The organism is Kribbella soli, assembly GCF_004331345.1.
Taxonomy (GTDB): Bacteria; Actinomycetota; Actinomycetes; order Propionibacteriales; family Kribbellaceae; genus Kribbella; species Kribbella soli.
On record NZ_SJJZ01000001.1, the window covers coordinates 1,490,236 to 1,515,848 of the forward strand.

Annotated in this window: 26 protein-coding genes and 1 pseudogene; 4 read left to right on the forward strand and 23 right to left on the reverse strand. The window is 69.0% G+C overall.

Translation table 11 applies throughout. The features are described 5' to 3' along the window. Nucleotides 1–21: 21 nt before the first annotated feature. The 6 genes from E0H45_RS07445 to E0H45_RS07470 form a co-directional block, all read right to left on the reverse strand. Nucleotides 22–465, reverse strand: coding sequence for a hypothetical protein (locus tag E0H45_RS07445; RefSeq protein ID WP_131335498.1), 444 nt, complete (start codon nucleotides 463–465; stop codon nucleotides 22–24). A gap of 78 nt (nucleotides 466–543) precedes the next feature. Continuing rightward, a complete protein-coding gene (locus tag E0H45_RS07450) occupies nucleotides 544–1,308 on the reverse strand; it encodes a type III pantothenate kinase (RefSeq protein WP_131335499.1) in 765 nt (254 codons plus the stop codon). After that, nucleotides 1,309–2,163, reverse strand: a complete 855-nt coding sequence (nadC, locus tag E0H45_RS07455; RefSeq protein WP_131335500.1) for a carboxylating nicotinate-nucleotide diphosphorylase — start codon at nucleotides 2,161–2,163, stop codon at nucleotides 1,309–1,311. It lies immediately after the preceding gene. Then, complete coding sequence (locus E0H45_RS07460; RefSeq protein WP_131335501.1) at nucleotides 2,156–3,814, reverse strand: L-aspartate oxidase; 1,659 nt, start codon at nucleotides 3,812–3,814, stop codon at nucleotides 2,156–2,158. The genes nadC and E0H45_RS07460 overlap by 8 nt, the downstream gene beginning before the upstream one ends. A 22-nt stretch (nucleotides 3,815–3,836) precedes the next feature. After that, nucleotides 3,837–4,664, reverse strand: coding sequence for a pantoate--beta-alanine ligase (gene panC, locus E0H45_RS07465; protein WP_131335502.1), 828 nt, complete (start codon nucleotides 4,662–4,664; stop codon nucleotides 3,837–3,839). After that, complete coding sequence (locus E0H45_RS07470) at nucleotides 4,661–5,509, reverse strand: Rossmann-like and DUF2520 domain-containing protein (protein ID WP_131335503.1); 849 nt, start codon at nucleotides 5,507–5,509, stop codon at nucleotides 4,661–4,663. The genes panC and E0H45_RS07470 overlap by 4 nt, the downstream gene beginning before the upstream one ends. An 82-nt stretch (nucleotides 5,510–5,591) precedes the next feature. On the opposite strand from E0H45_RS07470, the gene E0H45_RS07475 reads away from it, so the two are divergent. Then, a complete protein-coding gene (locus E0H45_RS07475; protein ID WP_165546375.1) occupies nucleotides 5,592–6,158 on the forward strand; it encodes a 2'-5' RNA ligase family protein in 567 nt (188 codons plus the stop codon). On the opposite strand, the gene E0H45_RS07480 is transcribed toward E0H45_RS07475, so the two are convergent. Next, on the reverse strand, nucleotides 6,148–8,928 hold the full coding sequence (locus tag E0H45_RS07480; RefSeq protein WP_165546376.1) for an AAA family ATPase: 2,781 nt from the start codon (nucleotides 8,926–8,928) through the stop codon (nucleotides 6,148–6,150). The genes E0H45_RS07475 and E0H45_RS07480 overlap by 11 nt on opposite strands. Before the next feature lie 51 nt (nucleotides 8,929–8,979). On the opposite strand from E0H45_RS07480, the gene E0H45_RS42810 reads away from it, so the two are divergent. Further along, nucleotides 8,980–9,861, forward strand: coding sequence for an SAM-dependent methyltransferase (locus E0H45_RS42810; protein ID WP_337590403.1), 882 nt, complete (start codon nucleotides 8,980–8,982; stop codon nucleotides 9,859–9,861). Between the two features lie 11 nt (nucleotides 9,862–9,872). Here E0H45_RS42810 and E0H45_RS07490 read toward each other — a convergent pair. Beyond that, nucleotides 9,873–11,141: pseudogene (locus E0H45_RS07490) on the reverse strand (PH domain-containing protein); the annotation flags it as partial. Next, nucleotides 11,129–11,617 (reverse strand): PH domain-containing protein, encoded by a 489-nt coding sequence (locus E0H45_RS07495; protein WP_131335506.1) that lies wholly within the window; start codon nucleotides 11,615–11,617, stop codon nucleotides 11,129–11,131. The pseudogene E0H45_RS07490 and the gene E0H45_RS07495, both read right to left, overlap by 13 nt. 26 nt (nucleotides 11,618–11,643) lie before the next feature. On the opposite strand from E0H45_RS07495, the gene E0H45_RS07500 reads away from it, so the two are divergent. After that, entirely contained in the window at nucleotides 11,644–12,843 is a 1,200-nt protein-coding gene (locus E0H45_RS07500; RefSeq protein ID WP_131335507.1) for an NADH-quinone oxidoreductase subunit D, read from the forward strand. Between the two features lie 119 nt (nucleotides 12,844–12,962). Then, nucleotides 12,963–13,919: a hypothetical protein gene (locus tag E0H45_RS07505; protein ID WP_131335508.1), complete on the forward strand. Its 957-nt coding sequence runs from the start codon at nucleotides 12,963–12,965 to the stop codon at nucleotides 13,917–13,919. A gap of 67 nt (nucleotides 13,920–13,986) precedes the next feature. Here the strand turns inward: E0H45_RS07505 and E0H45_RS07510 are convergent, their stop codons facing one another. The 14 genes from E0H45_RS07510 to E0H45_RS07575 all read right to left on the reverse strand — a co-directional run bounded on the left by E0H45_RS07510 (nucleotide 13,987) and on the right by E0H45_RS07575 (nucleotide 25,594). Beyond that, a complete protein-coding gene (locus E0H45_RS07510) occupies nucleotides 13,987–14,766 on the reverse strand; it encodes an inositol monophosphatase family protein (protein ID WP_131335509.1) in 780 nt (259 codons plus the stop codon). Nucleotides 14,767–14,790: 24 nt separating this feature from the next. Next, nucleotides 14,791–15,186 carry a hypothetical protein gene (locus tag E0H45_RS07515; protein ID WP_131335510.1) on the reverse strand — a complete coding sequence of 132 codons (396 nt, stop codon included), beginning with the start codon at nucleotides 15,184–15,186 and terminating at the stop codon, nucleotides 14,791–14,793. 21 nt (nucleotides 15,187–15,207) lie between these two features. Next, nucleotides 15,208–15,648 (reverse strand): hypothetical protein, encoded by a 441-nt coding sequence (locus E0H45_RS07520; RefSeq protein ID WP_130384954.1) that lies wholly within the window; start codon nucleotides 15,646–15,648, stop codon nucleotides 15,208–15,210. A 10-nt stretch (nucleotides 15,649–15,658) separates the two neighbouring features. After that, nucleotides 15,659–16,186, reverse strand: a complete 528-nt coding sequence (locus E0H45_RS07525; RefSeq protein WP_238154843.1) for a DUF3180 domain-containing protein — start codon at nucleotides 16,184–16,186, stop codon at nucleotides 15,659–15,661. 2 nt (nucleotides 16,187–16,188) lie between these two features. Further along, the gene (gene folK, locus E0H45_RS07530; RefSeq protein ID WP_131335512.1) at nucleotides 16,189–16,746 is read right to left on the reverse strand and encodes a 2-amino-4-hydroxy-6-hydroxymethyldihydropteridine diphosphokinase; all 558 of its coding nucleotides are present in this window, start codon (nucleotides 16,744–16,746) and stop codon (nucleotides 16,189–16,191) included. Beyond that, the gene (gene folB / locus E0H45_RS07535; RefSeq protein WP_131335513.1) at nucleotides 16,743–17,132 is read right to left on the reverse strand and encodes a dihydroneopterin aldolase; all 390 of its coding nucleotides are present in this window, start codon (nucleotides 17,130–17,132) and stop codon (nucleotides 16,743–16,745) included. Before folB ends, folK begins: the two co-directional genes overlap by 4 nt. Next, nucleotides 17,129–17,590 carry a nuclear transport factor 2 family protein gene (locus E0H45_RS07540; RefSeq protein ID WP_131335514.1) on the reverse strand — a complete coding sequence of 154 codons (462 nt, stop codon included), beginning with the start codon at nucleotides 17,588–17,590 and terminating at the stop codon, nucleotides 17,129–17,131. The genes folB and E0H45_RS07540 overlap by 4 nt, the downstream gene beginning before the upstream one ends. Next, entirely contained in the window at nucleotides 17,587–18,384 is a 798-nt protein-coding gene (folP, locus tag E0H45_RS07545; protein ID WP_131337686.1) for a dihydropteroate synthase, read from the reverse strand. The genes E0H45_RS07540 and folP overlap by 4 nt, the downstream gene beginning before the upstream one ends. Before the next feature lie 323 nt (nucleotides 18,385–18,707). Further along, nucleotides 18,708–19,865 carry a S1 family peptidase gene (locus E0H45_RS07550; protein ID WP_131335515.1) on the reverse strand — a complete coding sequence of 386 codons (1,158 nt, stop codon included), beginning with the start codon at nucleotides 19,863–19,865 and terminating at the stop codon, nucleotides 18,708–18,710. A gap of 139 nt (nucleotides 19,866–20,004) precedes the next feature. Then, complete coding sequence (gene folE / locus E0H45_RS07555; protein WP_131335516.1) at nucleotides 20,005–20,577, reverse strand: GTP cyclohydrolase I FolE; 573 nt, start codon at nucleotides 20,575–20,577, stop codon at nucleotides 20,005–20,007. A 99-nt stretch (nucleotides 20,578–20,676) separates the two neighbouring features. Further along, nucleotides 20,677–22,713 (reverse strand): ATP-dependent zinc metalloprotease FtsH, encoded by a 2,037-nt coding sequence (gene ftsH / locus E0H45_RS07560; protein WP_238154983.1) that lies wholly within the window; start codon nucleotides 22,711–22,713, stop codon nucleotides 20,677–20,679. Nucleotides 22,714–22,919: 206 nt separating this feature from the next. Next, nucleotides 22,920–23,471, reverse strand: a complete 552-nt coding sequence (gene hpt / locus E0H45_RS07565; protein WP_131335518.1) for a hypoxanthine phosphoribosyltransferase — start codon at nucleotides 23,469–23,471, stop codon at nucleotides 22,920–22,922. 4 nt (nucleotides 23,472–23,475) lie between these two features. After that, nucleotides 23,476–24,528: a tRNA lysidine(34) synthetase TilS gene (gene tilS, locus E0H45_RS07570; protein ID WP_131335519.1), complete on the reverse strand. Its 1,053-nt coding sequence runs from the start codon at nucleotides 24,526–24,528 to the stop codon at nucleotides 23,476–23,478. Continuing rightward, nucleotides 24,500–25,594 (reverse strand): zinc-dependent metalloprotease, encoded by a 1,095-nt coding sequence (locus E0H45_RS07575; RefSeq protein ID WP_131335520.1) that lies wholly within the window; start codon nucleotides 25,592–25,594, stop codon nucleotides 24,500–24,502. The genes tilS and E0H45_RS07575 overlap by 29 nt, the downstream gene beginning before the upstream one ends. Nucleotides 25,595–25,613 lie beyond the last annotated feature (19 nt).

Below are 25,613 nucleotides of genomic sequence, written 5' to 3' on the forward strand. Positions count from 1 at the left end.
CACGTCAGTTGCCAAGGGCATCTAGGTGGTCGCCCCGGTCGCCGTGGCCGGGGACTCGGCGGCCGGCGCCGGACCAGCCGCTCGACGAGCAGCCATGCCCGCGACCGCGAGCAGCGCGAACGCGTTCAGTCCATGCAGCGCGCCGACCACCGGAGCGCCGAACGACGCGACGGCCAGCCCGAACTGCAGGACGACCAGGCCGAAGACGTACAGCGCCCACTTGACGCCGCCCTCGACCTTCGCGAAGAACGAGATGATCAGCAGCAGAATCGCCAGCAGCGGGATGATCCCGCTGCCCACGATCGTATGGATCATGTGTCCGACGTTGGCGTCGGAGTTCTCGGAGAACACCGAGCCGTCGTCGACGTCCTTGATGACCGTGAACCAGGCGAGTGCGATCGCCATCGCCTGGACCAGCACACCGATCGCGATGAGCCCGGCCAAGGCACGATAAACAGACCTCATATTTCCCCCAACCCCTGAAGTCACCCCTGAGGCTCATAGTGAGCCCGATCACCTCAAGGGCACAAGAGGTACAGGCACTCAGCCGTGGTTGCGGGCGAAGGCCTGATACAGACCGCGCAGGGTCAGCAACGGTTCGTCGCGAACCGGGGTGTTCAGCTGGCCGACGAGCAGCGGCGCGAGGGCGCCGGTGAGCACGACCGCGACGTCGTCGTTCAGAGACTGTTCGGTCCGGATCCGCGCGACCAGACCGTCGACCAGGGCCGCGAAGCCGTGGATCGCGCCGGACTGCAGCGCCTCGACGGTGTTCTTCGCGACCACCGATCGCGGCCGGACCAGCTCGACCCGGCGCAGCTGCGCGGCCGCCTGCCCGAGCGCGTCGGTCGCGGTTTCGATGCCCGGGGCAATCACTCCGCCGATGAAGGCGCCGGCCGGGTTGACCACGTCGATCGTGATCGCCGTACCGACGTCGACGACCAGGCAGGGCGCGCCGTACTTGGTCACCGCCGCCAGCGCGTTCGCGATCCGGTCCGTGCCGACCTCCCGCGGGTTGTCGACCAGCACCGGCAGCCCGGTCTTCACGCCGGGCTCGACGACAACGCTCGGCACACCCTGGTAGTAGCGCGACACGACGTCCCGCAACTCGTGCAGCACATGCGGTACGGCGGAACACACGGCGATCCCGGACACCGGCGACTCACCGGTGAGCAAGCCCTGCAGCAGCACCGCCCACTCGTCCGCCGTACGCCGTGGATCGGTCCCGACCCACCAGTGCCGCTTGACCGTGCCTTCGAACACCAGGCCGACCAGCGTCCTGGTGTTCTCGACGGCGACGGCCAGCAACACTCAGGCCTCCTTGAGGTCCAGGGCGATGTCGAGCACCGGCGCGGAGTGCGTGAGCGCACCGACCGCGAGGAAGTCGACACCGGTCTCGGCGACCTCTCGCGCCTGGTCCAGGGTCAACCCGCCAGAGGCTTCCAGCCGGGCCCGGCCGGCCACCTTCTCGACGGCTTCCCGCAGCAACGGGACATCCATGTTGTCCAGCAGGATCAGCTCGGCGCCGGACTCGACCGCGATCACCGCGTCCTCGACCGAGTCGACCTCGACCTCGATCCCGATCTCCGGGTACGCCTTGCGGACCAGGCGATACGCCTCCGCGACACCGCCGGCCGCGATCACGTGGTTGTCCTTGATCAGCGCGGCATCCGACAGACCCATCCGGTGGTTCTTCCCGCCTCCGCAGCGTACGGCGTACTTCTCCAGGGACCTGAGCAATGGCATGGTCTTGCGGGTGTCGCGGATGACCGCGCCGGTGCCGTCGACCGCGTCGACCCAGTGCCGGGTCAGCGTGGCGACACCGCTCAGGTGGCAGAGCAGGTTCAGCGTGGTGCGCTCGGCGGTCAGGAGTTGCCGCGTCTTGCCGCGGACGGTCATCAGCACGGCGCCGCGCTGCACGGAATCCCCGTCGCGGACGCCGTACTCGATCTCGATCTCGTCCGGCGCGGCGACCTGCCGCAGCACCAGCTCCGCGATCTCCAGGCCCGCCACCACACCGTCGGCGCGGGCGACCAGCTCGGCGACCGACACCTGGTCCGGGTCGACCGTGGCGGTGGTCGTCACGTCGACGCCTCCGGCCAGGTCCTCCTCGATGGTTGCCCGCACGAGGTCACCGACCCACTGCCGGTCGACTGTCTCATCCATGCCGGTCATTCTCCTCGGATTCGCGCGAAACAAATGTGGCCTGTGGCACAGCCTGCTGATCAAGTGTCACGTCCAGGCTTCCGAACCAGTGCAGATCATCGCGGTCCGGGTGGTCCTCGCGCCAGTGCGCGCCACGGCTTTCTTCGCGGGCGGTCGCCGCGGTGATCAGGGCGGAGGCGACCGTCACCAGGTTCGTCGCCTCCCAGCCCGGCGTCCCCGGCTCGTCGTACGGCTGCTCGATCAGCTTGCCGATCGCCGCTCCGGCCTCCGACAGCCCGGTCCCGCTCCGGATCACGCCGGCGCCGACGGTCATCGCCCGCTGCAGCTCAGGTACGACGTCCGCGTCGACGAGTCCCGGCGTACGGCGGTCCGCGACCGGCTCCCGCTGTTCGGGCAGCCCGTTCGCGAGGTGCGCCGCGATCCGGCGGGCGAACACGAGTCCTTCGAGCAACGAGTTCGAGGCGAGCCGGTTGGCTCCGTGTACGCCGGTGCACGCAACCTCACCGCACGCGTACAGGCCGGGCACCGAGGTCTGCCCGTTCAGGTCCGTCCACACGCCGCCGGACGAGTAGTGGCAGGCGGGCGCGACCGGGATCAGTTCGCGGACGGGGTCGATACCGTGCGAGCGGCAGGACGCGAGGATGGTCGGGAACCGGACCCGCCACTTCTCGTCGCCGAAGTGCCGGGCGTCCAGGTAGACGTGGTCTTTGCCGGTGGCAAGCATCTGGCGCATGATCGCCTTCGCCACGATGTCGCGCGGTGCGAGGTCGGCGAGCTCGTGCTGCCCCTGCATGAACCGCTTGCCGGTGTGGTCGACGAGGAACGCGCCCTCGCCGCGGACCGCCTCGGACACCAACGGCTGCTGGCCTTTCGCGCTCTTGCCCAGCCAGAGCACCGTCGGGTGGAACTGCACGAACTCCAGGTCCCGCACCTTCGCACCGGCCCGCAGCGCGAGCGCCATCCCGTCACCGGTCGACACGCTCGGGTTGGTCGTTGCCGCGTACAACTGTCCGAGACCGCCGGACGCCAGGATCACTGCCCGGGTACGGATCGCGCCGACGCCGTCCAGTTGCCCCTCGCCCATCACGTGCAACGTGACGCCGGCGATCCCGCCGTCCTCGGCAGTGAGCAGGTCGAGGACCAGGGCGTGCTCGATCAGCCGGATGTCCTTGGCGCGCTTGACCGCGGCGACCAGCGCCCGCTCGATCTCGGCGCCGGTCGCGTCGCCGCCCGCGTGCGCGATCCGGTTGCGGTGGTGCCCGCCCTCACGGCCGAGCGAGATCTCCCCGTCGGCCAGGGTGTCGAAGCGCGCGCCCAGGTCGATCAGATCGCGGACGGCGTCCGGGCCTTCGGTGACGAGCACCCGGACGGCCTCCGGGTCGCTCAGTCCGGCGCCGGCGACGAGCGTGTCGTGCAGGTGCTCCTCGGGAGAGTCCTCCGGGTCAAGGGCGGCAGCGACGCCACCCTGCGCCCACTGCGTGGAGCCGGAGGCGACGACGTCCTTGGTCACCACCAGGACGGTGCCCAGCTCACGGGCCTTGAGCGCGGCGCTCAGCCCGGCGACGCCGGAGCCGATCACCACCACGTCAACTGTCTCGGTCCAGCCGGCCGCCGGCGCGGCCAAACGCTGCGGAACTGCGGGTCCACTCATCCCGCGACCGTATCAACCGAATTCATCGAAGGGTGATGGAAATGTTGTCAATGAGACGGGTCAGGCCGACGCGGGCGGCGATCAGCATCCGGGCCTCGCCGGGGCCGATCACCGGGCCGAGATCGGGTGCTCGCAGGGCGAGATAGTCGATCTTCACCGACGGCACCGCCTCGAGCTCGGCCTGCGCCGCGGCCAGCACCGCGTCCGGCCCGTTCATCCCGGCCTTCGCGCCGGCGCTGAGCGCCCGGTACAGCACCAGCGCCTCGTCACGCTCGGTCTCGCTCAGGTACCGGTTGCGTGAGGACAGCGCGAGACCATCGGCCTCCCGCACAGTCGGCACCGGCACGATGTCGACGTCCATGTCGAGGTCGCAGACCATTTCGCGGATCAGCGTCAGCTGCTGATAGTCCTTCTCGCCGAACAACGCCAGATCGGGTGCGGTCAGGTGCAGCAGCTTCGACACCACGGTCAGTACGCCGGAGAAGTGGCCGGGCCGGAACACGCCTTCCAACTCGTCCGCCAACGGGCCCGGATGCACCGTGATCGACGGCTCGTTCGGGTACAGCTCGTCCCGGGACGGGTTGAAGACCAGGTCGACGCCCTCGTTCTTCGCGATCGCCAGGTCGCTGGCCAATGTCCGCGGGTACCGGTCGAAGTCCTCGGTCGGCCCGAACTGCAACGGGTTCACGAAGATCGTCAGGAGCACGCTGCCGTCCGGCCCGACCCGTTCGCGGGCCTCGGCCAGCAGCGCGGCATGGCCGTCGTGCAAGGCGCCCATCGTCATCACGACCGCCCGCGGCCGGATCGCAGCTGCCGCTCGCAGTTCGGCCTTGGTCTGGGTGAGTCTCATCGCGGTGCCTCCCCTGTCCGATCTGCCCGGTGCCCGTCCAGTACGTCGGTCAAGCGGCGGACCGTCTCCGCGTCCAGCCGCCCGTCCGTCGCCAGTTCCACAGTCGCCCAGGCCAGTTCGGCGTACGTGCGCCTCGTGCTGCCCCGAAGTACTGCCAGATGTGCTGCCACCGTGTCGACATCCCCCCGGGCGATCGGCCCGGTGAGCGCATGATGACCGGATCGCAGCGTGTTGTCGAGGGTTGCGACGAGCAACGGCCGCAGTGTCGCCACCGGATCCGCCACGCCCGCCTCCCGCAGTACGGCGACCGCCTGCGAGACCAGTGTGGTCAGATGGTTCGCGCCGTGGACCAGACCGGCGTGGTAGCGCGCACGCTGGCCGTCGGCGACCCACTGCACCTGTGCGCCCAACGCCTTCACCAGCCGCTCGACGATCGACCGTGCCGCATCAGGAGCGGTCGCGGTGAACATGACCCCGTCCAGCCGCACCGGGCCGCCGGGAAACGTCATCGACGGGTGCAGCGCGACTGGTGTCGCAGCAAGCCCGGTCAGCGGAGCCAGACCGTGCGCTCCGGACAGGTGCACGACGTACTGCGCACTGGTCAACGGCAGCGTATGCGCAACCTCGTGAATCAGGTCGTCCGGTACGGCGACCAGTACGACGTCGGCGCTCCTCGCGACCTCGTCAGGGGTCAGCACGGGCACAGCGGGCAGAAGGCGGGCGGCGCGGTCCAGGGACGCGTCCGAGCGCGCGGTGACTCCGACCAGGGGATGTCCGGCTGCCGCCAAGGCTGCTCCCAAGGCGGTCCCGGCCCGGCCGGCTCCGATCAAGCCGATCCGTTCCATCACTCACTCTCTTCTCGTTCCAGTCCCGCTTCCGGGTACCAGACGATCTCCCTATGAGCGTAGGTGATGAGAGCATGACGCGGTGAGTGATGCGTGGGCAGCAGGTGCCGAATTGACCGCGATCCTGATCACAGTTCCTGAACTGGCGGAGTACACAGAGCGTTGGCGTTCGGTGTCACGGTCGACCGCGAGACCACAGGTCCCGTTGACCGAGCTCATCCCGCCGCACGTGACTGTGCTGGTCCCCTGGGTCGCCGAACCCACCGACACCGACCTGGCCCGGCTACAGGCGGCGGTCGCGTCGATCGAGCCGTTCGAGCTCAGCTTCCCGACCGCGGGTCAGTTCCCGAACGGTACGGCGTGGTTGAAGCCGGAGCCGTTCGACAAGGTCCGCTCGGTGCTCGTGTCCGTCTTCGACGCCTTCCCCGAGTGCCCGCCGTACGGCGGTGAGTTCCCGGACCCGCATCCGCACCTGACCATCTCGTCGTCCGCTCAAGGCGGTCCGGCCGTGGTGGCCGAGGCCAACGCCGCCCTGGCCGCGGCACCGGCGCCGACTGTCCAGCTGACCGAGTTGGAGCTGTGGCGCGAGGACGCGGAGGGCGTGTGGCACCAGATCGGCGCCGTACCGCTGGGGTCCGCTACTTCCTGACCTGGAAGCCCACCGCGCCGGCAGCCTTCTTGGCCTGCCAGTCCGCCGGTACGTCGGCCGGCGTCAGCTCACGCAACTGGTCGACGCTCGGGTCGGTGAGCGCACCGATCCGCACGGCCTGCTCGGACACCGTGGCCTCGAACAGGTTCCGCACGTCCCGTCCGTTCCCGAACTCGGCCATGTGCCGGACCCGGTCAAGCAACGAGCCGATCCGCTGCACGACGCCGTCGGCCAGCAGGTACCCGGCCTTGCCGCTCAGGTACCGGAAGATCTCCTGCAACTCCGGCAACGAGTAGTCCGGGAACTCCAAGGTCGTCGGCACCCGCGAACGCAGCCCGGGGTTCTGCAGGAACAGCCCCTCCATCGGCTCGGTGTACCCGGCCAGCACCACAACCAGGTCCTCGCGGTGCTCCTCCATCAGCTTGATCAGCGTGGCGAGAGCATCGGCCCCGTAGCCGCGGGCATCCGCCAGCGTGTACGCCTCGTCGATGAACAGCACGCCGCCCAGTGCCTGCTCCACCAGGCGCTTCACCTTCGGCGCGGTCTGGCCGATGTACTGGCCCATCAGCTCGTTGCCGCTCGTCTCCACCAGGTGGCCGACGCCGAGCAGACCGAGGTCGCGGTAGATCTCCGCTAGCAGCCGGGCCACGGTGGTCTTGCCGGTGCCCGGGTTGCCGGTGAAGACCATGTGCCGGGACCGCTCGGTCGGCGGCATCCCGGCCTTGGATCGCAGTACGTCGGCCTGCGCTTCCGCGGCCAGCCGCTCGACGGTCGCCTTGACCTCGGTCAGCCCCGTCATCGCCGCGAGCTCGGACCGCGGGTCCTCGTGGCGCGGCAGGTCGCCCAGGTTCTCGTCGGTCAGATCGGCGACGTCGGACCGCTCGATCGTCCGGACGTGCTCCATGGTCGGGGACTCCAGCGTGGACAGCCGGACCGCCTGCAGCGTAGCGATCCGCTCCAGCAACGTCCGTACCGTCCGCGCGTTCCCGAACCCAGGTGCCCGCGGCGCCTTGTGCAGCACGGCGAGCGCCTGCTCGGACACACCGTCACCGAGCACGAACCCGGCCTGCTCGGCGGCCTGCAGGAAGATCTCGTGCAGCTCGGTGTCGGTGTAGTCCGGGAAGTTCACGAACGTCCGGATCCGCGACTTGAGGCCCGGGTTGCTGTCCACCAGCGAGTACATCTCGTTCGGGTAGCCGGCCATCACCACGACCAGGTTGTCGCGGTGCGTCTCCATCAGGTGGATGAGGGTGGCGACGGCCTCCCGGCCGTAGTCCCGTCCGGAGGTGTTGAACAGCGAGTACGCCTCGTCGATGAACAGCACGCCGCCCAGCGAACGCTCGACGACCTCGGTCACCCGCGGCGCCGTCTGGCCGATGTACGACGCAATCAGGTCGGCCCGCCCCACCTCGACCAGGTGTCCCGACGAGAGCATGCCCAGGTCCCGGTAGACCTCGGCGAGGATCCGGGCGACCGTGGTCTTGCCGGTGCCCGGGTTGCCGCTGAAGACCAAATGCCCCATCGGTTTCGGCAGCCGCAGCCCGGCTTCGGCGCGCAGCTTGGCGACCTTGGCCTCAGCAACCAGTTCGTGCACGCGGGCCTTCACCGCACCCAGCCCGGTCATCTCGTTCAGGTCGGCGATCGGGTCGCCGGCCGCCGGCGCGTCCGCCCGCAGCTTGTCCGGCGCCTCCGCCTCGACGACGGCCTTCGGCGGCCGGAACGAGTGCAGGTCGCGCAGTCCCCGGAAGAAGCCGGCGACCATGTACAGCTCCTTCGACGCCTTCGCCTTGTCCGGAAGCCCGTTGAGGCTGGCGCCGACCTGGTACATCGCGGCCAGGTACTCGCGGGCGTCGTACGGCGCTCCGGCCTCGACCGCCCGGATCATCCACGCCTGCCGCCGGCGCCGCCACTCGGCCGGATCCGGCCGGGTCTTCGCCTTGTCGAGCGCCGCCTGGACCTCTGCCGTCCCGGACGGGCCCAGCGCCGAGAACGAGAGCCCGGCCGGCAGGTCGGTGCGTCCGATCTGCTGGAGCAGTCCGGCGATCTCCTCCGCGAACGGCTTCTCCGCCTCCGGCGTCACCGCCGCGATCCGCGCGTACGCCGCCTGCAGCCGGTTCATGCCGTGCACCATCAGGTCGAGCGGATTGCCCGACAGGTGCGGGTAGACCTGGCGGATGTCGTCGTCGCCGAACTCCTCGATCCAGCGCTTCAGCACCGCCGGCCGGGACTCGGTGATGTGCAGGTCGAGCAGCTCCGGACTGGCCAGGACGTGGTCCAGCATGGACGCCATCGCCTTCCGGCGGGCCTCCAGTCCCGGGATCCCGGTCAGCAGGTCCAGCATCTCCCGGCAGGCCCGGATGACCTCCTCCTGCGAATCCCGGTCCCGCCGCAGCGGGTACGGGATGTCGAAGGAGGCGCCGGTCTCACGCCAGTTGGCGATGTCGGTGTCGATCTCCTGCTGCTCCTCGCGCCACTGGTTGAGCAGCAGGAAGTGCAGGTTCCGCGCACCGCCGACGAGGATGCCGAGCGCCGGCCACAGGCTCTTGAACACGAAGTAGAACGTGTCCACCAGCAGCGGTGAGCCCTCGATGAAGTACTTGTTGCTGGCCGACACCTTGCCCAGCGTGGGCCGGTCCACCAGATCCGCGACCTTGGCCTTCGTCGCGGCGAGCCACTCCGGAGTGACGACGTACGGCGGTTCGGCGCCGACCACATCGAATGCCGGGTCACCCTCGAACAGGACCGCGAGCTCCTCCGGAAGTTTCGCCACGATGCCCGATCCTAGGATCGTGGCGGTCCATACCTCTCCGAACGGGACACGATGACCGAGACCTTCCGAGACGCCTGGCAACAGGCCCTGTACGGCCCTGGCGGCTTCTACCGCCGGGAGCGCCCGTCTGCGCATTTCCGTACGTCGGTCCACGCCTCTGCCCTGTTCGGGCAGGCCATCGCGCGGCTGGCCGGTCAGCTCGGTCTGGACGAGATCGTGGACATCGCCGCCGGTTCTGGTGAGCTGGGCAAGCTCCTGCGCGCAGAGGGCCTGACGGTCGTCGACATCGAGCTGGACGATCAGCTGCCCGATCGCCTGACCGGACTGGTCATCGCCAACGAGTGGCTCGACAACGTCCCGTGTGAGGTGGTCGAGTGGGACGAAGACGGCGTACCGCGCTATCTGGCCGCTGACCTGACACCAGGGGACGTTGTGGACGGCAACGACCTGGACTGGTTGCGGGAGTGGTGGCCTGGCGAGCCCGGTGACCGAGCAGAGGTCGGCAGGGCACGTGACGAGGCCTGGCGGGGCGTGGTCGAGCGGCTCGCGGACGGTGCAGTCGCGATCGCCATCGACTACGGACATGTGAAGTCGGCCAGGCCGCCGTACGGGACCCTGACCGGCTTTCGCTCGGGTCGTCAGTGTTCACCGGATCCCGACGGCAGCTGCGACATCACTGCCCATGTGGCGCTTGACTCGCTGGGTGGCACCATCCTGAGCCAGCGGGACGCCTTGCGAGCCCTGGGTGTCAGCGGGGCTCGTCCGAGCGTGGAGCTGGCTCAGACCGAGCCGCTGCGCTACCTGTCCGAGCTGTCCGCAGCCGGGGAGGCTGCCGAGTTACTGGACCCGTCCGGGCTCGGCGGGTTCGGCTGGGTCTGGACGGCGAACGACGCGGCCACCGTACGGCGGGCCTCGCGTGCCCTGTCCGCCTGAGCCGCCACCAGCGCCGCGGCCTCCACCTGGTCGCGGTGCAGCGCCGTGGCGTCGGTCGGACCCAGTGGAGTGTCCACATGCACGTTGGCCAGGCCCAGGCGCCGCTGGATCGGCCCCTGCTCCAGCCGGACCGACTGCGTCTTGTGGTGCAGCACGATCGACGTACGGCGGCTCACCCAGCCGCGCGTGGTGACCATGACCTGGTCGTCGACGCCGTACGTCAGGTAGCGCCAGCCGATCGGACGCAGCCACTTGGCACGCTCCGGTGCCGGGTGCATCTGGATGCGGCTCAGGTCGAAGCCGGGCAACACCCGCGCGAGGACATAGGCCACCTCGGCACGCTCGCCGACCGGCAGCAGCTGTGCGCCCTCCAGCGCGTCGTCGCCGTCCTCCTTCTGACCGGCCACGCCCGCGATGTCCAGCTCTACCCGGGACCAGCCGAGCAGGCGCCAGATCAGCGGCTCGGTGATCAGCAGGCCCTGCACGCGGCCAGGCGGTACGGTCTGGCGCTGGACGTCGAACAGTCCACGTTTGGTCCGCAGACCGTGACTGGACTCGGACAGCGTGAACCCGTGGTTCCCCACGACCTGCTTCCAGATCGGCTGCACCACACCGAGCAGCAAGGGCAGACCGGCGAACAGACCGATGTGGAAGTCCAGCACCATGGTCGCGACGATCAGCCAGATCAGTGCGCCGGCGCTGGCGACGACCGTGGACGACAGCAGCGTCGCACCGAGCAGACGGTTGGTCGGGACCGTCAGCAGCGGCGGAGCCAGCGCCTCGGCCTGCTGATCGTGCTCCTGCTGCTCAGCACCCTTCTCGCCCTTGGCGCGGACCAGCAGCGTGGTGCGGAGGTGCTGCGCCTCGTCGTACCGGAAGTAGCTCAGCTTGCCGTCGCTCTTGCCGCCACCGGCCACGTCCATCCGCAGCTCGGCCATGCCGAACAGCCGCGCGACGAACGGCTGCGCCACGTCGATCGCCTGGATCCGGTCGAACCGGATGATCCGGGTCCGGCGGAACAGGAACCCGCTGTCCACCCGGATCGCCTCGTCGGTCAGCTGCCACTTGGTGAACCACCAGGACAGGGCGCCGAGCAGGATCCCGCCGACGAGCACAGCGGCCAGGCCGATGCCGGCGACCGTCAGGTTGCTCCGCAGGCCCTCGTTGTTGACCAGGGCGACGGCCGCGACGACGAAGTACCCCCAGCCTTTGACGAAGGGGGTGAGTGGGTGAAGCCGTTCGCCGACGACCTCGACGGTCTGCTCGGTCACAGGCCCCACGCCTGCGCCTGACCGAGGGCGGACAACCGGTCACGGAGCCGGCCGGCCTCGTCCGGGTGCAGCCCCGGGATCTTCGCGTCGGTGGCCGGCGTCGCCGTGTGCAGCTCGACGGTGGCCAACCCGTACGCCCGCTCCAGCGGCCCGGCGGTCACGTCCACGAACTGCATCCGGCCGTACGGTACGACGACCAGCTCGCGGAACATGACCCCGTGGCTGACCAGCAGCTCGTCCTCACGTTCGGCGTACTTCCAGGACCGCTGGTTGCGCCCGATCAGCACCCAGCCCCATCCCAGGACCAGTGCGATCACGACGACCGCGAGTACGCCGTACAGCCAGCTCAGCGTCAGCCCGAGTGCGACCAGCGCCACGATCGCGGCGAGCCCGGCGACGATCGCCGCGTTCAGCCGCCGCAGCGTGGCCAGCTTCGGCGAGACCGGCGTCCAACTGACATCCGAGGGTGCGAAGAGGTCGTCCACGGGTAAAGCCTGTCACGATAGTGGTCATGAGTACCGAAAGAGTGGTCGGAGTCGGCGCGGGAGCGGCTGGATTCGACCCGGCGTACGAGCGCGGCGGGACCGGCGCCGGCTCCGAGCTGGCGACGTCCGACATGGTGCTCAACATCGGACCCCAGCACCCGGCCACCCACGGCGTACTGCGCTTGCGGCTGACGCTCGACGGCGAGCGGATCGTCGGCTGCGAGCCGATCATCGGCTACATGCACCGCGGCGCGGAGAAGCTGTTCGAGGTCCGCGACTACCGGCAGATCATCGTCCTGGCGAACCGGCACGACTGGCTGTCCGCCTTCTCGAACGAGCTCGGCGTCGTGCACGCGGTCGAGCGGATGATGGGCCTCGAGGTCCCCGTCCGGGCGGTCTGGCTGCGGACCCTGCTGGCCGAGCTGAACCGGATCCTGAACCACCTGATGTTCCTCGGCTCGTACCCGCTCGAGCTCGGCGCGATCACGCCGGTGTTCTACGCGTTCCGCGAGCGCGAGACGATCCAGGCCGTGATGGAGGAGCTGTCCGGCGGCCGGATGCACTACATGTTCAACCGGGTCGGCGGGCTCAAGGAGGACCTGCCGTACGGCTGGCTCGGCCGCGCCGCTGCCGCCTCCGCCGCGGTCCGGACCCGGCTGCCCGACATCGAGGAGCTCATCCTCGGCAACGAGATCTTCCGAGCCCGCACGGTCGGCGTCGGCAAGCTCTCCCCCGAACTCGTCGCGCAGTACGGCGTCTCCGGGCCGATCGCCCGCGCTTCCGGAGTGGACGCCGACCTCCGCCGCGACGAGCCGTACCTGGCGTACGGCGAACTGCAGGACGTGCTGCGCGTCGTCACCCGCCCCGAGGGCGACTGCTTCGCCCGGTTCTCCGTACTGCTCGACCAGGTCAAGGTGTCCCTCGACCTGGTCGACGCCTGCCTCGACAAGCTGTCCACGCTGCCGGCCGGCCCGGTCAACGTCCGGCTGCCGAAGATCCTCAAGGTCCCCGAGGGCCAGACCTACGCCTGGACCGAGAGCCCGCTCGGCATCAACGGCTACTACCTGGTGTCCCGCGGCGACAAGACCCCGTGGCGCCTGAAGCTCCGCTCGGCCAGCTTCAACAACATCTCCGCGCTGCCCGCCCTGCTCCCCGGCACCATGATCCCCGACATGATCGCCATCCTCGGCAGCATGTTCTTCGTCGTCGGCGACATCGACAAGTAGGGGCCCGGCGGGGAAACAAGCTTGAAGATAGCGACGACTTCTTACCCCACCACCTGACCCCACTGGGTTATCCACAGGGGGTCTGCGGCGGGGCGGCTCAATCCGGCACCCTGGGGCGAATGGACTGGTGGTGGCGGCGACAACTCGATGACGAGGGCCTCGAGGTACTGATCCACGAGCAGCAGCGGATCGTCTCCCGCACCCAGCTGCTCGCGGCAGGCCGGTCGGACTCCGAGATTCGTCGCCGGCTGCGGGGCAGGCGATGGCAGATCGTTCATCCCGGGGTCTACGCGACCCATACCGGCCCACTCGGGTACGACGAACGGATCGTAGCCGCGCTGCTCTACGCCGGGCCTGAAGTTGCCTGGAGCCACTACACCGCCGCGGAACAGTTCGGTCTGATCAAACCCGACGGGCACCGTCCGGTCCACGTGACCATTCCCTGGCGCCGTCGCGTCCGCGCGCGGCCCGGACTCGTCATTACCCGGGACAAGCACTGGGAAGACCGGTTGGCCGCGGTTGTCCCACCGCGAAGCCGACCCGCGGAGGCCGTTCTGGAGATCGTCGGCATCTCCCGTTCACTGGACGATGCGGCAGCGATCGTCGCCGAGGCCTGCCAGAGCGGCCGAGTCAAGCCGGCCGAAATACTGAGCGCACTCGACGGTCGGGCGCAGCTTCGCCATCGCGCGGCACTGAGGTCGATCCTCGCCGATGTCGCCGAGGGAACCCATTCGCTGCTGGAGCTCCACTATCTACGAGACGTCGAACGAGCACACGGGTTGCCGCCGGGGCGTCGGCAGCGTGCTGTGGATCAAGAGTTCACCGACGTCGCGTACGAGCCGGTCGGGCTCGTCGTCGAACTCGACGGGCGCTTCCACTTCGCGCCCGGCCAGCGGTGGCGGGACCTCGCGCGGGACAACCGTGCGGCTCTGCGGTCGGAGGTTACCTTGCGCTACGGCTGGCTCGACATCATCAGTCGCCCGTGTAGTGCCGCCGCACAGGTTCTGCAGGTGAGCCGCCGCAAAGACCCAACCATTCCCGCCCACCCCTGCCGGCGCACCTGTCCGGTCCGCTGACCGGTGGCGTGGCGGGTGGGGATAGAAGTCGTCGCGATGTGCAAACTTGTTTCCCCGCTTCCACCGGTCAGGTGGTGGCGTTGATGAGGTCGAGCAGCGGGGCGGCGAGGCCGTCGGCGACGGCGAAGACGCCGACGGACTCGGGTGCGTGGTCGGTGCCGTCGAGGTCCAGGACGGTGACGCCTGCCTCGCGGCAGATCGCCACGCCGGCCATCGTGTCCCAGGGCTTGTTGGAGAACATGATCAGCGCGTCGAAGTACCCGTTGGCCGTCCAGGTCAGCGCGGTCGCCGCCGTACCGATCATCCGGAGACGCTGCACCCGCGGGACCAGCCGCTGGGTCAGCGCCGCTCGATCGGCGTTCACCGCCGCGGCGTTCGGCCCGACCGCATAGTCGCCCACGGCAACCAACGCGTCGGCGAGGTCGGTGCATCGACTGCCCCGGATCGCCTTCCCGTTACAGGTCGCGCCCAGTCCCTCGGCCGCGGCGTACGTCGTACCGAGCGCCGGGTGGTCGATCACACCCGCGACGGCCCGGCCCTCGTGGATCAGCCCGAGCGAGATCGCCCACAGCGGTACGCCGTGGATGAAGTTCACCGTCCCGTCGACCGGGTCCAGCACCCAGCGCGTCCCGTCGGTGGCGCCGCCCTCCTCCTCGCCGAGTACGCCGATCTCCGGCGTCTCCCGCTCGAGGAAGGCCCGCACCTCCCGCTCCACGGCGAAGTCCACCTCGGACGCCATGTCCCGGTCGCCCTTGAACGTCAGCTCCCCGACCGCACGGCTCTGTGTCACCGCCCGCCCACGCTCGACAGCAGCTCCGGCAACCTTCAGCAGCTTCGCGAGATCCACACGTCAGAACCTACGCGACAGGACCTACGCCGTGCCGAGTGATCTCGCTCTTCGACGCCAGGCCGCAGCCGCGGCGGCTCCGCCGATCACCAGCAGACCGGCGCCCGCCGCCTGCGCGATCTTGATCGGGCAGCCGCTCGCGCAGTCCGGGATCGGGTACGGCTGGCCGGGGTTCAGTTCGTGGGTCTCGTCGGCCCCGACGTACGCCTCGTCCGCGGGGAACGGGAAGCCCTCGGGGTTCAGCAGGCGGTACCAGTACAGGTCGTCCCACGCCTTGCGCCGGCACGTCACATTCACCGACGGAGACTCGTACGGCGTCGGCCCCAGCTGCCCGATCGGCAGATGGTCCTCGTTGTAGACCGTGACGTGGCCGTTCGGATCGTTCATCGTCACAGCCGGGTAGTTCGCATCCAGCCCCATGACCGCAGTATGGGGCTGGGCTCAGGACGCGGCCAGACCTCGGAGCTTGAGGTCGACGACGGTCGGCGCGTCGGCCTGCGAATGCTTGTCGCCGGCGGCAACGACGGTCGCGACCTCCTGGTCGATCTTGTCGAGGCGCTGGTCGATCTTGTCCAGCCGGCGCTGCATCAGATCGACGAACTCCGCGTTCTCGACGACCCGGGCGCTGGTAATCCGCGAGTACTCCTGCGCGACCTGCGCGCGCTCGTCGGAGTGGGCCAGCCGCTCGACCAGCAACTGGTGGCGGAACAGGAAGGCAGCAGCGATCGCGACCAGAACGGCTCCACCGGCGGCGGCCCGGAGAATCCAGGCATTCTGCGAGAAGAGCGCGATACTCACGCCCAGGCAGACAACGATCAACAGACCGTTGGCGACGGTGAGAACTGTGGTCCTGGTTCGACGGCGGCTACCCCTTGAACCCATGGACCGCATGTTAAGGGGTCTCGTCGGGGTCCTCGGGAACACGACACGCGCGTTCGAGCAACAATCCGGCCGTGACGACCAGCACTGAGACCACCGCCGCGGCACCGGCCATGATCACCCGGTTGCGAGGCCCGGAGGAGCCCATCGCCTGCAGGAAGCTTAACGCGAACCCTGCGTAAACACCGGTGCACAACGCGCCGACAAAGGCGCTCGCCTTCCCGATCATCAACAGGAAGACGGCGCGCGACGGTTCGATCCGTTCCCGGCGTACCTGGACCCGCTGGTGGGTGTTGCGGGCCGCGGCGAACAGCAACGCGGCCAGGAACGCCCAGGCGATCAACGTCAGCCAGGACACCGCCGGCGCGACACCGCCGCCGGCCTCGATGGCCTTCACCATCGTCACGCCGATGGCGACCCCGAGGACGGCGATCGCGACCAGCAGCCGCCGTGAGGTCGGCCGCACCGAGCCCGGGCGCGGTTCGTGCTTGTCGCCGTGGTGATCGTTGGGCGCCCGATCGGGCTCGGTACCGCCGGACACCACTACTGCAGCTCGATGTCGAGCTTGGTCACACCGTCGGTCCCGACCTTGGCGAGCAGCTCCGCGACCGGACCGTGGCCCGGCAGTACGGCGTCCCGCTCGATGTCGAGCCACGGCGCCAGCACGAACGCACGCTCGTGTGCCCGCGGATGCGGAATCGTCAGTTCGTCGGACTCGATCGTCTTCTGCCCGTAGGTGATCAGGTCGACGTCGAGGGTCCGCGGCGCGCCCGGCACGCTGCGCTCCCGGCCGAACGCCTGCTCGACCGCGTGCGCACGCTCGAGCAACAGGTCGACGCCCAGGGTGGAGTCGGCGAGCAGGACGATGTTCAGGTACGGACCGGACTCGCCCGGGCCGCCGACCGGTTGGGTCTCGTAGACCGGCGAGACATCGACCACCACGACGTCCGGGGTGTCCCGCAGTGCGTCGACCGCGCCCTGCAGGTTCGCCTCACGGTCGCCGAGATTGCTGCCGAGCGACAGGATCACCTGGCGGATCGGCTTCAGGCCACCGCTCAGGGTGTCCGCGTCGATGACGTGGGGACTAGGGGTCTCAGTCACGAGGATTCTCCGGCTCTGCGCTGCACGGTCAGGACAACGTCGTCGAACGGCACCGTGATCGGCGCCGAGGGTTTGTGGATGGTCACGGCCGTCGCTGTCACCCGCTTGTCGGCGAGACAGAGATCGGCGATGCGCTGGGCGAGGGTCTCGATCAGGTCCACCGGGTCGGTCTCGATCGCCTGGTGCACCTGCTCGGCCACCACCCCGTAGTTCACGGTGTCGGCCAGGTCGTCGGAAGCCGCTGCGGCCCGGGTGTCCAGCTCCAGCCGGACGTCCACGACGAACTCCTGTCCGTCGGCCCGCTCGTGGTCGAACACTCCATGGCGCCCGAAACCACGGATGCCACGGATCTCGATCACATCAGGGGAGGTCACGGGACCGCTCATTCCGCCTCCTCCGATTGACCCCCAGACGACAGTACCGGTGAGGCATGGTGGATCCACAACCGCCAGCCGCTGGAAGTTCGACGGAAAACGTTCGTGGCGAGCGCCTTTCCGCCCGCGAACCCGTCCTCCGGGGCACCCTCACCCGACGACAGGACATTCTCCGTACACGTGACGTATGCCACGTCTTCATCCACCCGCACCTGCACGTCGGTGAGGAAGAACTGGATGTACGGCGTGTTCGCGAAGATCATCGCCCAGGCCCGCATCAGCTCGGCGTACCCGGAGATCGCCGCGTTCCCCGGATGGATGCAGACCGGATCGGGTTCCGGCAGCCAGACGGCCGCCATCAAATCCAGGTCCCCGGCCTCGAACGCGTTGTAGAACGCGGTGTTGGCCGTGAGTACGACGTCCTGCACCGTGGCGCCACGAGTACCGTCCTGCCGCGGTCCGTCCGTCATACGGTTCCCCATCTCTTCGCCACCCGGACCGCGTCCGCGTTCGGTGCCACCGCGTGCGCCCGGACACACCAGGCACCTGCGGCGGCGGCCAGGGCGGATACGGCCACGCTCGCGTCGTCTCGTCGTACGGCCGGTCTGGGTTCACCGGTCTGCTCGTCGGCGAGCAGCCTACCGAGGAACGTCTTCCGGGACGCACCGATCAGTAACGGTCTTTCCAGTACGGCGAATTCCCGCAACCGGCGCAGAATCTCCCAATTGTGGTCCGCGTTCTTCGCGAACCCGAGGCCCGGATCGAGCGCGACCCGGTTCAGATCGATGCCCGCCTGGCGGATCACCTCGAGGCGTTCACCGAGCTCGGCGATCACCTCGGCCACCACATCGCCGTACTGCGCCTGGTTCTGCATGTCGATCGAGTGCCCGCGCCAGTGCATGCACAGGTACGGCGTCCTGCGCTCGGCGACCAGCGGGAGCATGTCCGGATCGGCCTGCCCGCCGGACACGTCGTTGATCATCGTGGCGCCGGCGTCGAGCGCCAGCTGGGCGACGTGCGCCCGCATCGTGTCGACAGAGATGATCGCGCCTTCCGCGGCGAGGGTCTCGACGACCGGGATCACCCGGCGGATCTCCTCTTCCGGCGACGGCCGGACAGCACCGGGGCGGGTCGACTCGCCACCTACGTCCAGCAGATCGGCACCGTCGGCCAGCAGCTCCCGCCCGTGCTTGATCGCGGCGCTCGGCTCGAACCACTCGCCCCCGTCCGAGAACGAGTCCGGCGTCACGTTCACCACACCCATGACAAGACACCGGTCCACCACCGGTAACCCGTCCACGTGACCCCACGGCTCAGTTCTCACCCACACACCGTAGTAGCCCCCGCCCCACCCCTGACACTCAGCCGCCAATTTCCCTGGCAGACCCACCAATTTGCCTGGCAGACCAGCGACATCCAGGGTTCCCCACCCTCATTCCGGGTCCGGAACCCCCAATTTCCCTGGTTGACCAGGCAAATTGGTGGGTCTGCCAGGCAAATTCGCAGGGGCGGCCTGTGGTGGGGGTCGCGGTGGGGGGTCGCGATGGGGGGTCGCGGTGGGGGGTCGCGATGGGGGGTCGCGATGGATCAGTTCGCGAGGATCAGGCGGGACTTGGTGGCCTGGAGGGCCGGGGCGATGGGTTGGGCGTACGACTCGTTGGTCTGGCCGTGCTTCTCCAGGCACTGCCCGTCGATCAGCGCCGCCCCGCTGGTGATGCCCTGGGCGTAGTTCCCGGTCATGCTGGCGCCACCGGAGTCACCCGACTCGACGCACGCGGTGTGCTGGAACAGGCCGCGGACCACGCGGTTGTTCCCGTAGTTGACCGTCACGTTCCGCGCGACGATCTTCCCGCAGGTCCACCCGGTGCTCTTGCCCGACTTGCACAGCGTGGAGCCGACGGTGGCGTCCGCGATCCCCTTGACCGCGACGTTCCCGTTGCCCCAGCCCTCGACGTACCCCTGCTGGTCCCAGCCCTCGATCACGCCGACCGACCCGAAGTCGTGCCCCGGGAAGCTCGAGGTGGACGTGTTGCCGAGGACGTACCCGTTGCGGGAGAACGACGGCTTGCCGGACGTGCAGTGCCCCGCGGTCAGGAAGATCCGGTTGCCCTTGCGGGTCCGGGCGTTGAATCCGAGCGAGCACACGTACCCGGTGTTCTTGTCGACCTGTACGCCGCCGCGCAGGCCGAAGTCGTCCGCGGTCGGCCGGACCGTCCCGGACACCTTGCGCAGCGTCACTCGCTCGCCGTTCGCGAGCGCACGGGACAGGAACCGGTTGGTGATCGAGTCGTGCACGCCCCTCGGCACCGAGACCACAACGGTCCCCGACACCGGGTCGACGTACCAGGACCGGACCTTGCCGGCGCTCGACGCGACGGCCAGTCGGTTGAGCTCGCCCTGTACGGCGTTCAGCTGTTTGGCGGTGAATTTGACCAGCCGCGGGACCGCGCCGATCCGGCGGACGAGGGCCGCCGCCGACAGGTCGGACACCGCAACGATCAGCTCGCCGGATTCGTCGTAGTAGCTGCCGACGACGCCCGAGTCGGAGCCGAGCTCCGACTCCAGGGTCTCCGCGACCAACGGGTCCACGGTGGTTTTCGCGGGCTGCTGCCCGTTCTGACGAGTGGTCTGAGGTCCGGTCTTGGTCCGCGTGTCCGCGGTGGCCCAGTTCGCCGCGACCAGCCCGCCCGCCGTCAGGACGACGACCCCGGCAAGTGCGGCGCCGACCCGGAAACGCCCCGACATCCTGTCCTCCTCACACCAGCACTTGGTCCCCGTTGGCCAAGCACCACTACGGAAAGTAAACGCTCAGCGACAGAATGTCCATAGTGCTGGACTCTCAAACTTCAACGAGGACAGCCCTCTCCGGGCTACGGGCGGTGGGTCAGCCAACGATCAGGCTCATGGCCTCGGCGCGGGTGACGGGGTTGCGGAGCTGGCCGCGGACGGCGGAGGTGATCGTCTTGGCGCCCGGTTTCCGGACGCCCCGCATGGTCATGCACAGGTGCTCGCACTCGATCACCACGATCACGCCGCGCGGCTGCAGGATCTCGACCAGGGACTCGGCGATCTGCGTGGTCAGCCGCTCCTGGACCTGCGGGCGTTTCGCGTACACGTCGACCAGCCGGGCGAGCTTCGACAACCCGGTCACGCGGCCGTCCCGGCTCGGGATGTAGCCGACGTGCGCGACGCCGGTGAACGGGACCAGGTGGTGCTCGCACAGGCTCCAGACCTCGATGTCCTTCACCAGGATCATCTCGTCGTGCTCGAGCGCGAACGTGGTCGTCAGCACGTCCTCGGCGCGCTGCCCGAGCCCGGCCGCGATCTCGGCGTACGAGCGGGCCACCCGGGCCGGTGTGTCCTGCAGGCCCTCGCGCTCCGGGTCCTCGCCGATCGCGTAGAGCAGCTCGCGCACGGCCCGCTCGGCGCGCTCGTGGTCGAAATTCGGTGACGCCATCCCGGCTCTCCTCCTGCCAACGGAAGTTCGCACGCTACCCCGCGGGCAAACGAAACGCCGCCACCCGACCGGGTGGCGGCGTTCGTTCGAGCTGTCAGCTCACTGGTGGCTCGGCGGCGTCGGGCCGCTGCCGTAGTCCGGCGGACGGATCGCCTCGTCCGGGCCGACGGAACCGCCCGGCAGCACGTCGTGCAACGAACCGTTCTGCTCGGCGCGGCCGGGAACCGGCATCACCGGCGGCTGGTCGGACGGGATCCGGGTCGACGACCCGGTCCAGGCCGGCCGGCGCTCCTTCATGATCACCGGCTCGAAGACCCGGGCGATCTGGTGCTTGTCGAGGGTCTCCTTCTCCAGCAGCTCCTCGACCAGGTGGTCCAGGACCGCCCGGTTCTCGACCAGGATGTCGAAGGCTTCCTGGTGCGCGTTCAGGATCAGCTTGCCGACCTCCTCGTCGACCGCGGCCGCGATCTCCTCGGAGTAGTTCCGCTGGCTGCCGATGTCGCGGCCCAGGAACGGCTCACCGTTGTCCTGGCCGAACTTGATCGCCCCGAGCCGCTCGGTCATGCCGTACTGCGTGACCATCGCGCGGGCCAGCGCCGTCGCCTTCTCGATGTCGTTGCTGGCGCCCGTGGTCGGGTCGTGGAAGACCATCTCCTCGGCCGCGCGGCCGCCGAGCATGTAGGCGAGCTTGTCGAGCATCTCGGACCGGGTGGTCGAGTACTTGTCCTCGTCCGGCATCACCATCGTGTAGCCGAGCGCACGGCCACGCGGGAGGATCGTCACCTTCTGCACCGGGTCGGAGTGCGGCAGCGCCGCGGCGACCAGCGCGTGACCACCTTCGTGGTACGCGGTGAGCACCTTCTCCTTGTCCGACATCAGCCGGGTCCGGCGCTGCGGACCGGCGATCACGCGGTCGATGGCCTCGTCCAGCATGCTGTTGTCGATCATCTGCAGGTTCGACCGGGCGGTCAGCAGGGCCGCCTCGTTCAGCACGTTGGCCAGGTCGGCACCGGTCATCCCCGGCGTCCGGCGGGCGACCGCGGTGAGGTCCACGTCCTGCGCCATCGGCTTGCCGCGCGCGTGCACCTTGAGGATCTTCTGCCGGCCTGGCATGTCCGGCGCGTCGACGGCGATCTGCCGGTCGAAGCGGCCGGGCCGCAGCAGGGCCGGGTCGAGGACGTCGGGCCGGTTGGTGGCCGCGATCAGGATCACGCCGCCACGGACGTCGAAGCCGTCCATCTCGACCAGCAGCTGGTTCAGCGTCTGCTCGCGCTCGTCGTGACCGCCGCCGAGGCCCGCGCCGCGGTGCCGGCCGACGGCGTCGATCTCGTCGATGAACACGATCGCCGGAGCGTTCGTCTTGGCCTGCTCGAACAGGTCCCGGACCCGGGAGGCGCCGACTCCGACGAACATCTCGACGAAGTCCGAACCGGAGATCGAGTAGAACGGCACGCCGGCCTCACCCGCGACCGCACGGGCCAGCAGGGTCTTACCGGTACCGGGCTGGCCGTAGAGCAGCACGCCCTTCGGGATCTTGGCGCCGACCGCCTGGAACTTGCCCGGTTCCTGCAGGAACTCCTTGATCTCCTGCAGCTCCTCGATCGCCTCGTCGACCCCGGCGACGTCGGCGAACGTGGTCTTCGGGGTGTCCTTGGTGACCAGCTTGGCCTTCGACTTGGCGAAGCTCATCACCCGGGAGCCGCCGCCCTGCATCGAGTTCATCAGGAAGATGAACACCACCGCGATCAGCAGGAACGGGATCAGCGTGGAGAACACCTGGCCGATGAAGCTCGGCTTCGGGTTCTCGACGTCGTACCGCTCGATCTTGCCGTCCTGGAACAGCGACTGCAGGTCGTTGCCGAGGTTCTCGGCCTGGCCGTCCACCCAGTGCGCCCGGAGCTTGGTGCCGTCGGTCTTCTCGACCCGGATCTCCTGATCCGGATCGATCAGCGTCACCGTCTTGATCGTCTTGTCGCTCGACGACTTGGCCTGCTGGATCAGCTGGACGACCTGGCCGGTGGGCTCGGTCTTGTACCCGGTCGAGCCGGTCAGGAGCTGCCCGATCACCAGTACGCCCAAAAAGGCGACGACGATCCAGAACAGGGGTCCGCGGAAGATGCGCTTCACGTCCATGATCGAGGCCTAGGCCCCGTCCCTCCTAGCTCGGCAGGCCCGGGTGTGGCGGGCTTGTGACGGTAATACCAGTCCAAGTGTCTCGTGTCGCACAAGACAACACAGCACGAGGGTCACCAATGGACAGTACGACCCGTTGTACAGGCCGTCACCAAGTTTGCCCTGAAGCCTAGACCGGGGCGGTGGGGTGGGGAAGGTATCTGCGGAGCTCAGGAGTACACGTGCGGGGCCAGAGTGGCCACGCAGCGCAGGTTCCGGTACTTCTCGGCGTAGTCCAGCCCGTACCCGACGACGAACTCGTCCGGCAGCTCCAGACCGACGTACTTCACCGGGACCTGCATCTTCGCGGCGTCCGGCTTCACGAAGGCCGTGCACAGCTCCAGCGAGGCGGGCTTGCGTGACTCCAGGTTGCTGACCAGCCAGCTCAGCGTGAGGCCGGTGTCGATGATGTCCTCGACGATCAGCACGTGCCGGTTGGTGATGTCGGTGTCCAGGTCCTTCTGGATCCGCACCACACCCGACGACTTGGTCCCGGAGCCGTACGACGAGATGGCCATCCAGTCCATCTCCACGTGCCGGCTGAACGACCTGGCCAGGTCGGCCATCACCATCACCGCACCGCGCAGGACGCCGACCAGCAGCAGGTCCTTGCCCTCGTAGTCGGCCTCGATCCGCGCTGCCAGCTCCCGCAGCTTCGCGAGGATCTCGTCCTCGGTGTAATGGATCTTGGTCAGGTCCTTCTCGATGTCCGCCGCATCCACGCGGTCAGCCTGTCACATCCGGGCCGAGGATGATGAATCCGCCCTTGCGGATCGCGCGGACACCCTGCGGCAGATCGATCCAGCGCTGCCCCCGCCAGTCGGTCACCAACGCGTCGACGGATGCCACGTGACCCGCAGTGAGGTCCGTGGCCCGGCAGCCGGCTTCCAACGCTGCCTGTCGCAGGACGCGCGTGCGGATCGCTGCGGGCTCCTCGACGAGTACGCCGATATCGCTGCGGACCTGTCCCTCGGCGCGGCTCAGTGCGGTCTCCGCGACGTCCGCAGCGAGCTGGTCGAGCGCATCCGCGTCCGCTCGGAGCAGACCCGCCGTACGGGCCAGCGCCTCGACCACACCAGGCCCGAGCGCCTCCTCCAGCACCGGAAGGACCTCGTGCCGTACGCGGACCCGCGTGTACTGCGGATTGTCGTTGTGCGGGTCGTGCCACGGCCGCAGCCCGGACGCGATGCAGGCAGCAGCCGTAGTGGCCCGCGGCACCTCCAGGAACGGTCTGCGCAGCCGCCCGACAGCCGAGGCCATCCCAGCCAGCGAACGCGCACCAGAGCCACGCCCCAGCCCAAGGAGGACAGTCTCAGCCTGATCATCACGCGTGTGAGCCAGCAGTACGACGTCTGCGCCCAGCTCATCGGCTGCGTCGCGGAGTGCGTCGTACCTCGCTGTGCGCGCAGCGCCCTCCGGACCGCCATCGGAGCCGACCTCGACCACGCGGACGTCGACAGGCGCCAACCCGAGCGTCCGGCACTGCTCCGCGGCGGTCTCCGCGACATGTGCCGAGTCCGCCTGCAGACCGTGGTCCACGACGACCGCACCGGCGCGTAAACCGAGCTTCGGCGCCTCGAAGGCGGTAGCGGCCGCCAGCGCGAGCGAGTCGGTCCCGCCGGAGCATGCGACCAGGACGGCTGTGCCCTGCGGCAGCTCGGCCAGTGTCGTGCGTACCGCCTCCCGGGTGCGAGCGATAGCGGGGTGCAGTTTTCCCCGCCGTTGTCCCACCAGGCGCTCGGCCGACGTCTCAGCCGTGGAGTCGGGCGACCCAGGCATCGGGGTTCGCGATCTCGTTCTTCGTCGGCAACGTGTTCGGACCGGTCCAGACCCGGTTGAAGCCCTCCATGCCGACCCTGTCGACCACCCGGCGTACGAACGCCGCACCGTCCTTGTACTGCCGCATCTTCGCGTCCAGCCCGAGCAGCCGCTTCAGCAACTGGTCCACCGGGTTGCCGCTCGTCCGCCGCGACGTGAACTTGGAACGGATCGTGTCCACCGTCGGAATGACCGACGGCCCGACCCCGTCCATGACGAAGTCGGCATGACCCTCCAGCAACGACATGACCGCGGTCAGCCGGTCGAGCACGGCACGCTGCTCCGGCGACTGCATCAGGTCCACCAGACTCAGCTCGGCCTCACCACGCACCGACCGCCCCAGCCGCTGCACGGCCTCGCGGAACATCGCGGCGTACGCCGAAGCGTCCAGCTCGGCCTGGTCCAGGAACAGCGCGATCTCCGACCGCAGGTGGTCCCGCAGCCACGGGACCGCGGTGAACTGCACCCGGTGCGTCTCCTCGTGCAGACACACCCACAGCCGGAAGTCCCGCGGTACGACGCCCAGCTCGGACTCCACCTGCATGACATTGGGCGCCACCAGCAACAGGCGACCGGTCAGACCGGGACGGTCCGGGTCAGGCTGTGCCGGGAAGAACGGGTCGAACTGACCGAGCACCCGTGACGACAGGAAGGCCAGCAGCGCACCGGCCTCGATGCCTGTCACCCGGGAGCCGACCGCGGAGGACAGGCCGGCAGTCCGGTCCGCCTTCTCGCGCAGCTTGTCCGCCAGCGGCTGCAGCACGGTCCGGAAACCGTCCGCGTTCGCCTGAACCCAGCCGGGCCGGTCGACGATCATCACCGGAGCGGTGGCCGACGTGGCCTTCAGCCCGGTGAACTCGCGCACGTGCCCTTCGGACTCGGCCGCGAACTGACGCAGATCGGCGACCACCTGGTCCGCCTCCGCGCGGCTGACCGCCGGGCCGGGTCGCAGCAGCTTCCGCGCCACACCGGTCGCCAGCTGCCAGTCGACCATCTCGGTCGTGGTCCCGCCTTCCGCCGTACTCATACAACGACCCTAGTGCTAT

Excerpts from the sequence above, each read along its gene's own strand:
- E0H45_RS07445 (WP_131335498.1), bottom strand. The coding sequence starts at position 465 with ATGAGGTCTGTTTATCGTGCCTTGGCCGGGCTCATCGCGATCGGTGTG.
- nadC (WP_131335500.1), bottom strand. The coding sequence starts at position 2,163 with ATGGATGAGACAGTCGACCGGCAGTGGGTCGGTGACCTCGTGCGGGCA.
- E0H45_RS07460 (WP_131335501.1), bottom strand. The coding sequence starts at position 3,814 with ATGAGTGGACCCGCAGTTCCGCAGCGTTTGGCCGCGCCGGCGGCCGGC.
- panC (WP_131335502.1), bottom strand. The coding sequence starts at position 4,664 with ATGAGACTCACCCAGACCAAGGCCGAACTGCGAGCGGCAGCTGCGATC.
- E0H45_RS07470 (WP_131335503.1), bottom strand. The coding sequence starts at position 5,509 with ATGGAACGGATCGGCTTGATCGGAGCCGGCCGGGCCGGGACCGCCTTG.
- E0H45_RS42810 (WP_337590403.1), top strand. The coding sequence starts at position 8,980 with ATGACCGAGACCTTCCGAGACGCCTGGCAACAGGCCCTGTACGGCCCT.
- E0H45_RS07500 (WP_131335507.1), top strand. The coding sequence starts at position 11,644 with ATGAGTACCGAAAGAGTGGTCGGAGTCGGCGCGGGAGCGGCTGGATTC.
- E0H45_RS07505 (WP_131335508.1), top strand. The coding sequence starts at position 12,963 with ATGGACTGGTGGTGGCGGCGACAACTCGATGACGAGGGCCTCGAGGTA.
- E0H45_RS07515 (WP_131335510.1), bottom strand. The coding sequence starts at position 15,186 with ATGGGGCTGGATGCGAACTACCCGGCTGTGACGATGAACGATCCGAAC.
- E0H45_RS07520 (WP_130384954.1), bottom strand. The coding sequence starts at position 15,648 with ATGGGTTCAAGGGGTAGCCGCCGTCGAACCAGGACCACAGTTCTCACC.
- folB (WP_131335513.1), bottom strand. The coding sequence starts at position 17,132 with ATGAGCGGTCCCGTGACCTCCCCTGATGTGATCGAGATCCGTGGCATC.
- E0H45_RS07540 (WP_131335514.1), bottom strand. The coding sequence starts at position 17,590 with ATGACGGACGGACCGCGGCAGGACGGTACTCGTGGCGCCACGGTGCAG.
- folP (WP_131337686.1), bottom strand. The coding sequence starts at position 18,384 with ATGGGTGTGGTGAACGTGACGCCGGACTCGTTCTCGGACGGGGGCGAG.
- E0H45_RS07550 (WP_131335515.1), bottom strand. The coding sequence starts at position 19,865 with ATGTCGGGGCGTTTCCGGGTCGGCGCCGCACTTGCCGGGGTCGTCGTC.
- folE (WP_131335516.1), bottom strand. The coding sequence starts at position 20,577 with ATGGCGTCACCGAATTTCGACCACGAGCGCGCCGAGCGGGCCGTGCGC.
- tilS (WP_131335519.1), bottom strand. The coding sequence starts at position 24,528 with ATGCCTGGGTCGCCCGACTCCACGGCTGAGACGTCGGCCGAGCGCCTG.
- E0H45_RS07575 (WP_131335520.1), bottom strand. The coding sequence starts at position 25,594 with ATGAGTACGGCGGAAGGCGGGACCACGACCGAGATGGTCGACTGGCAG.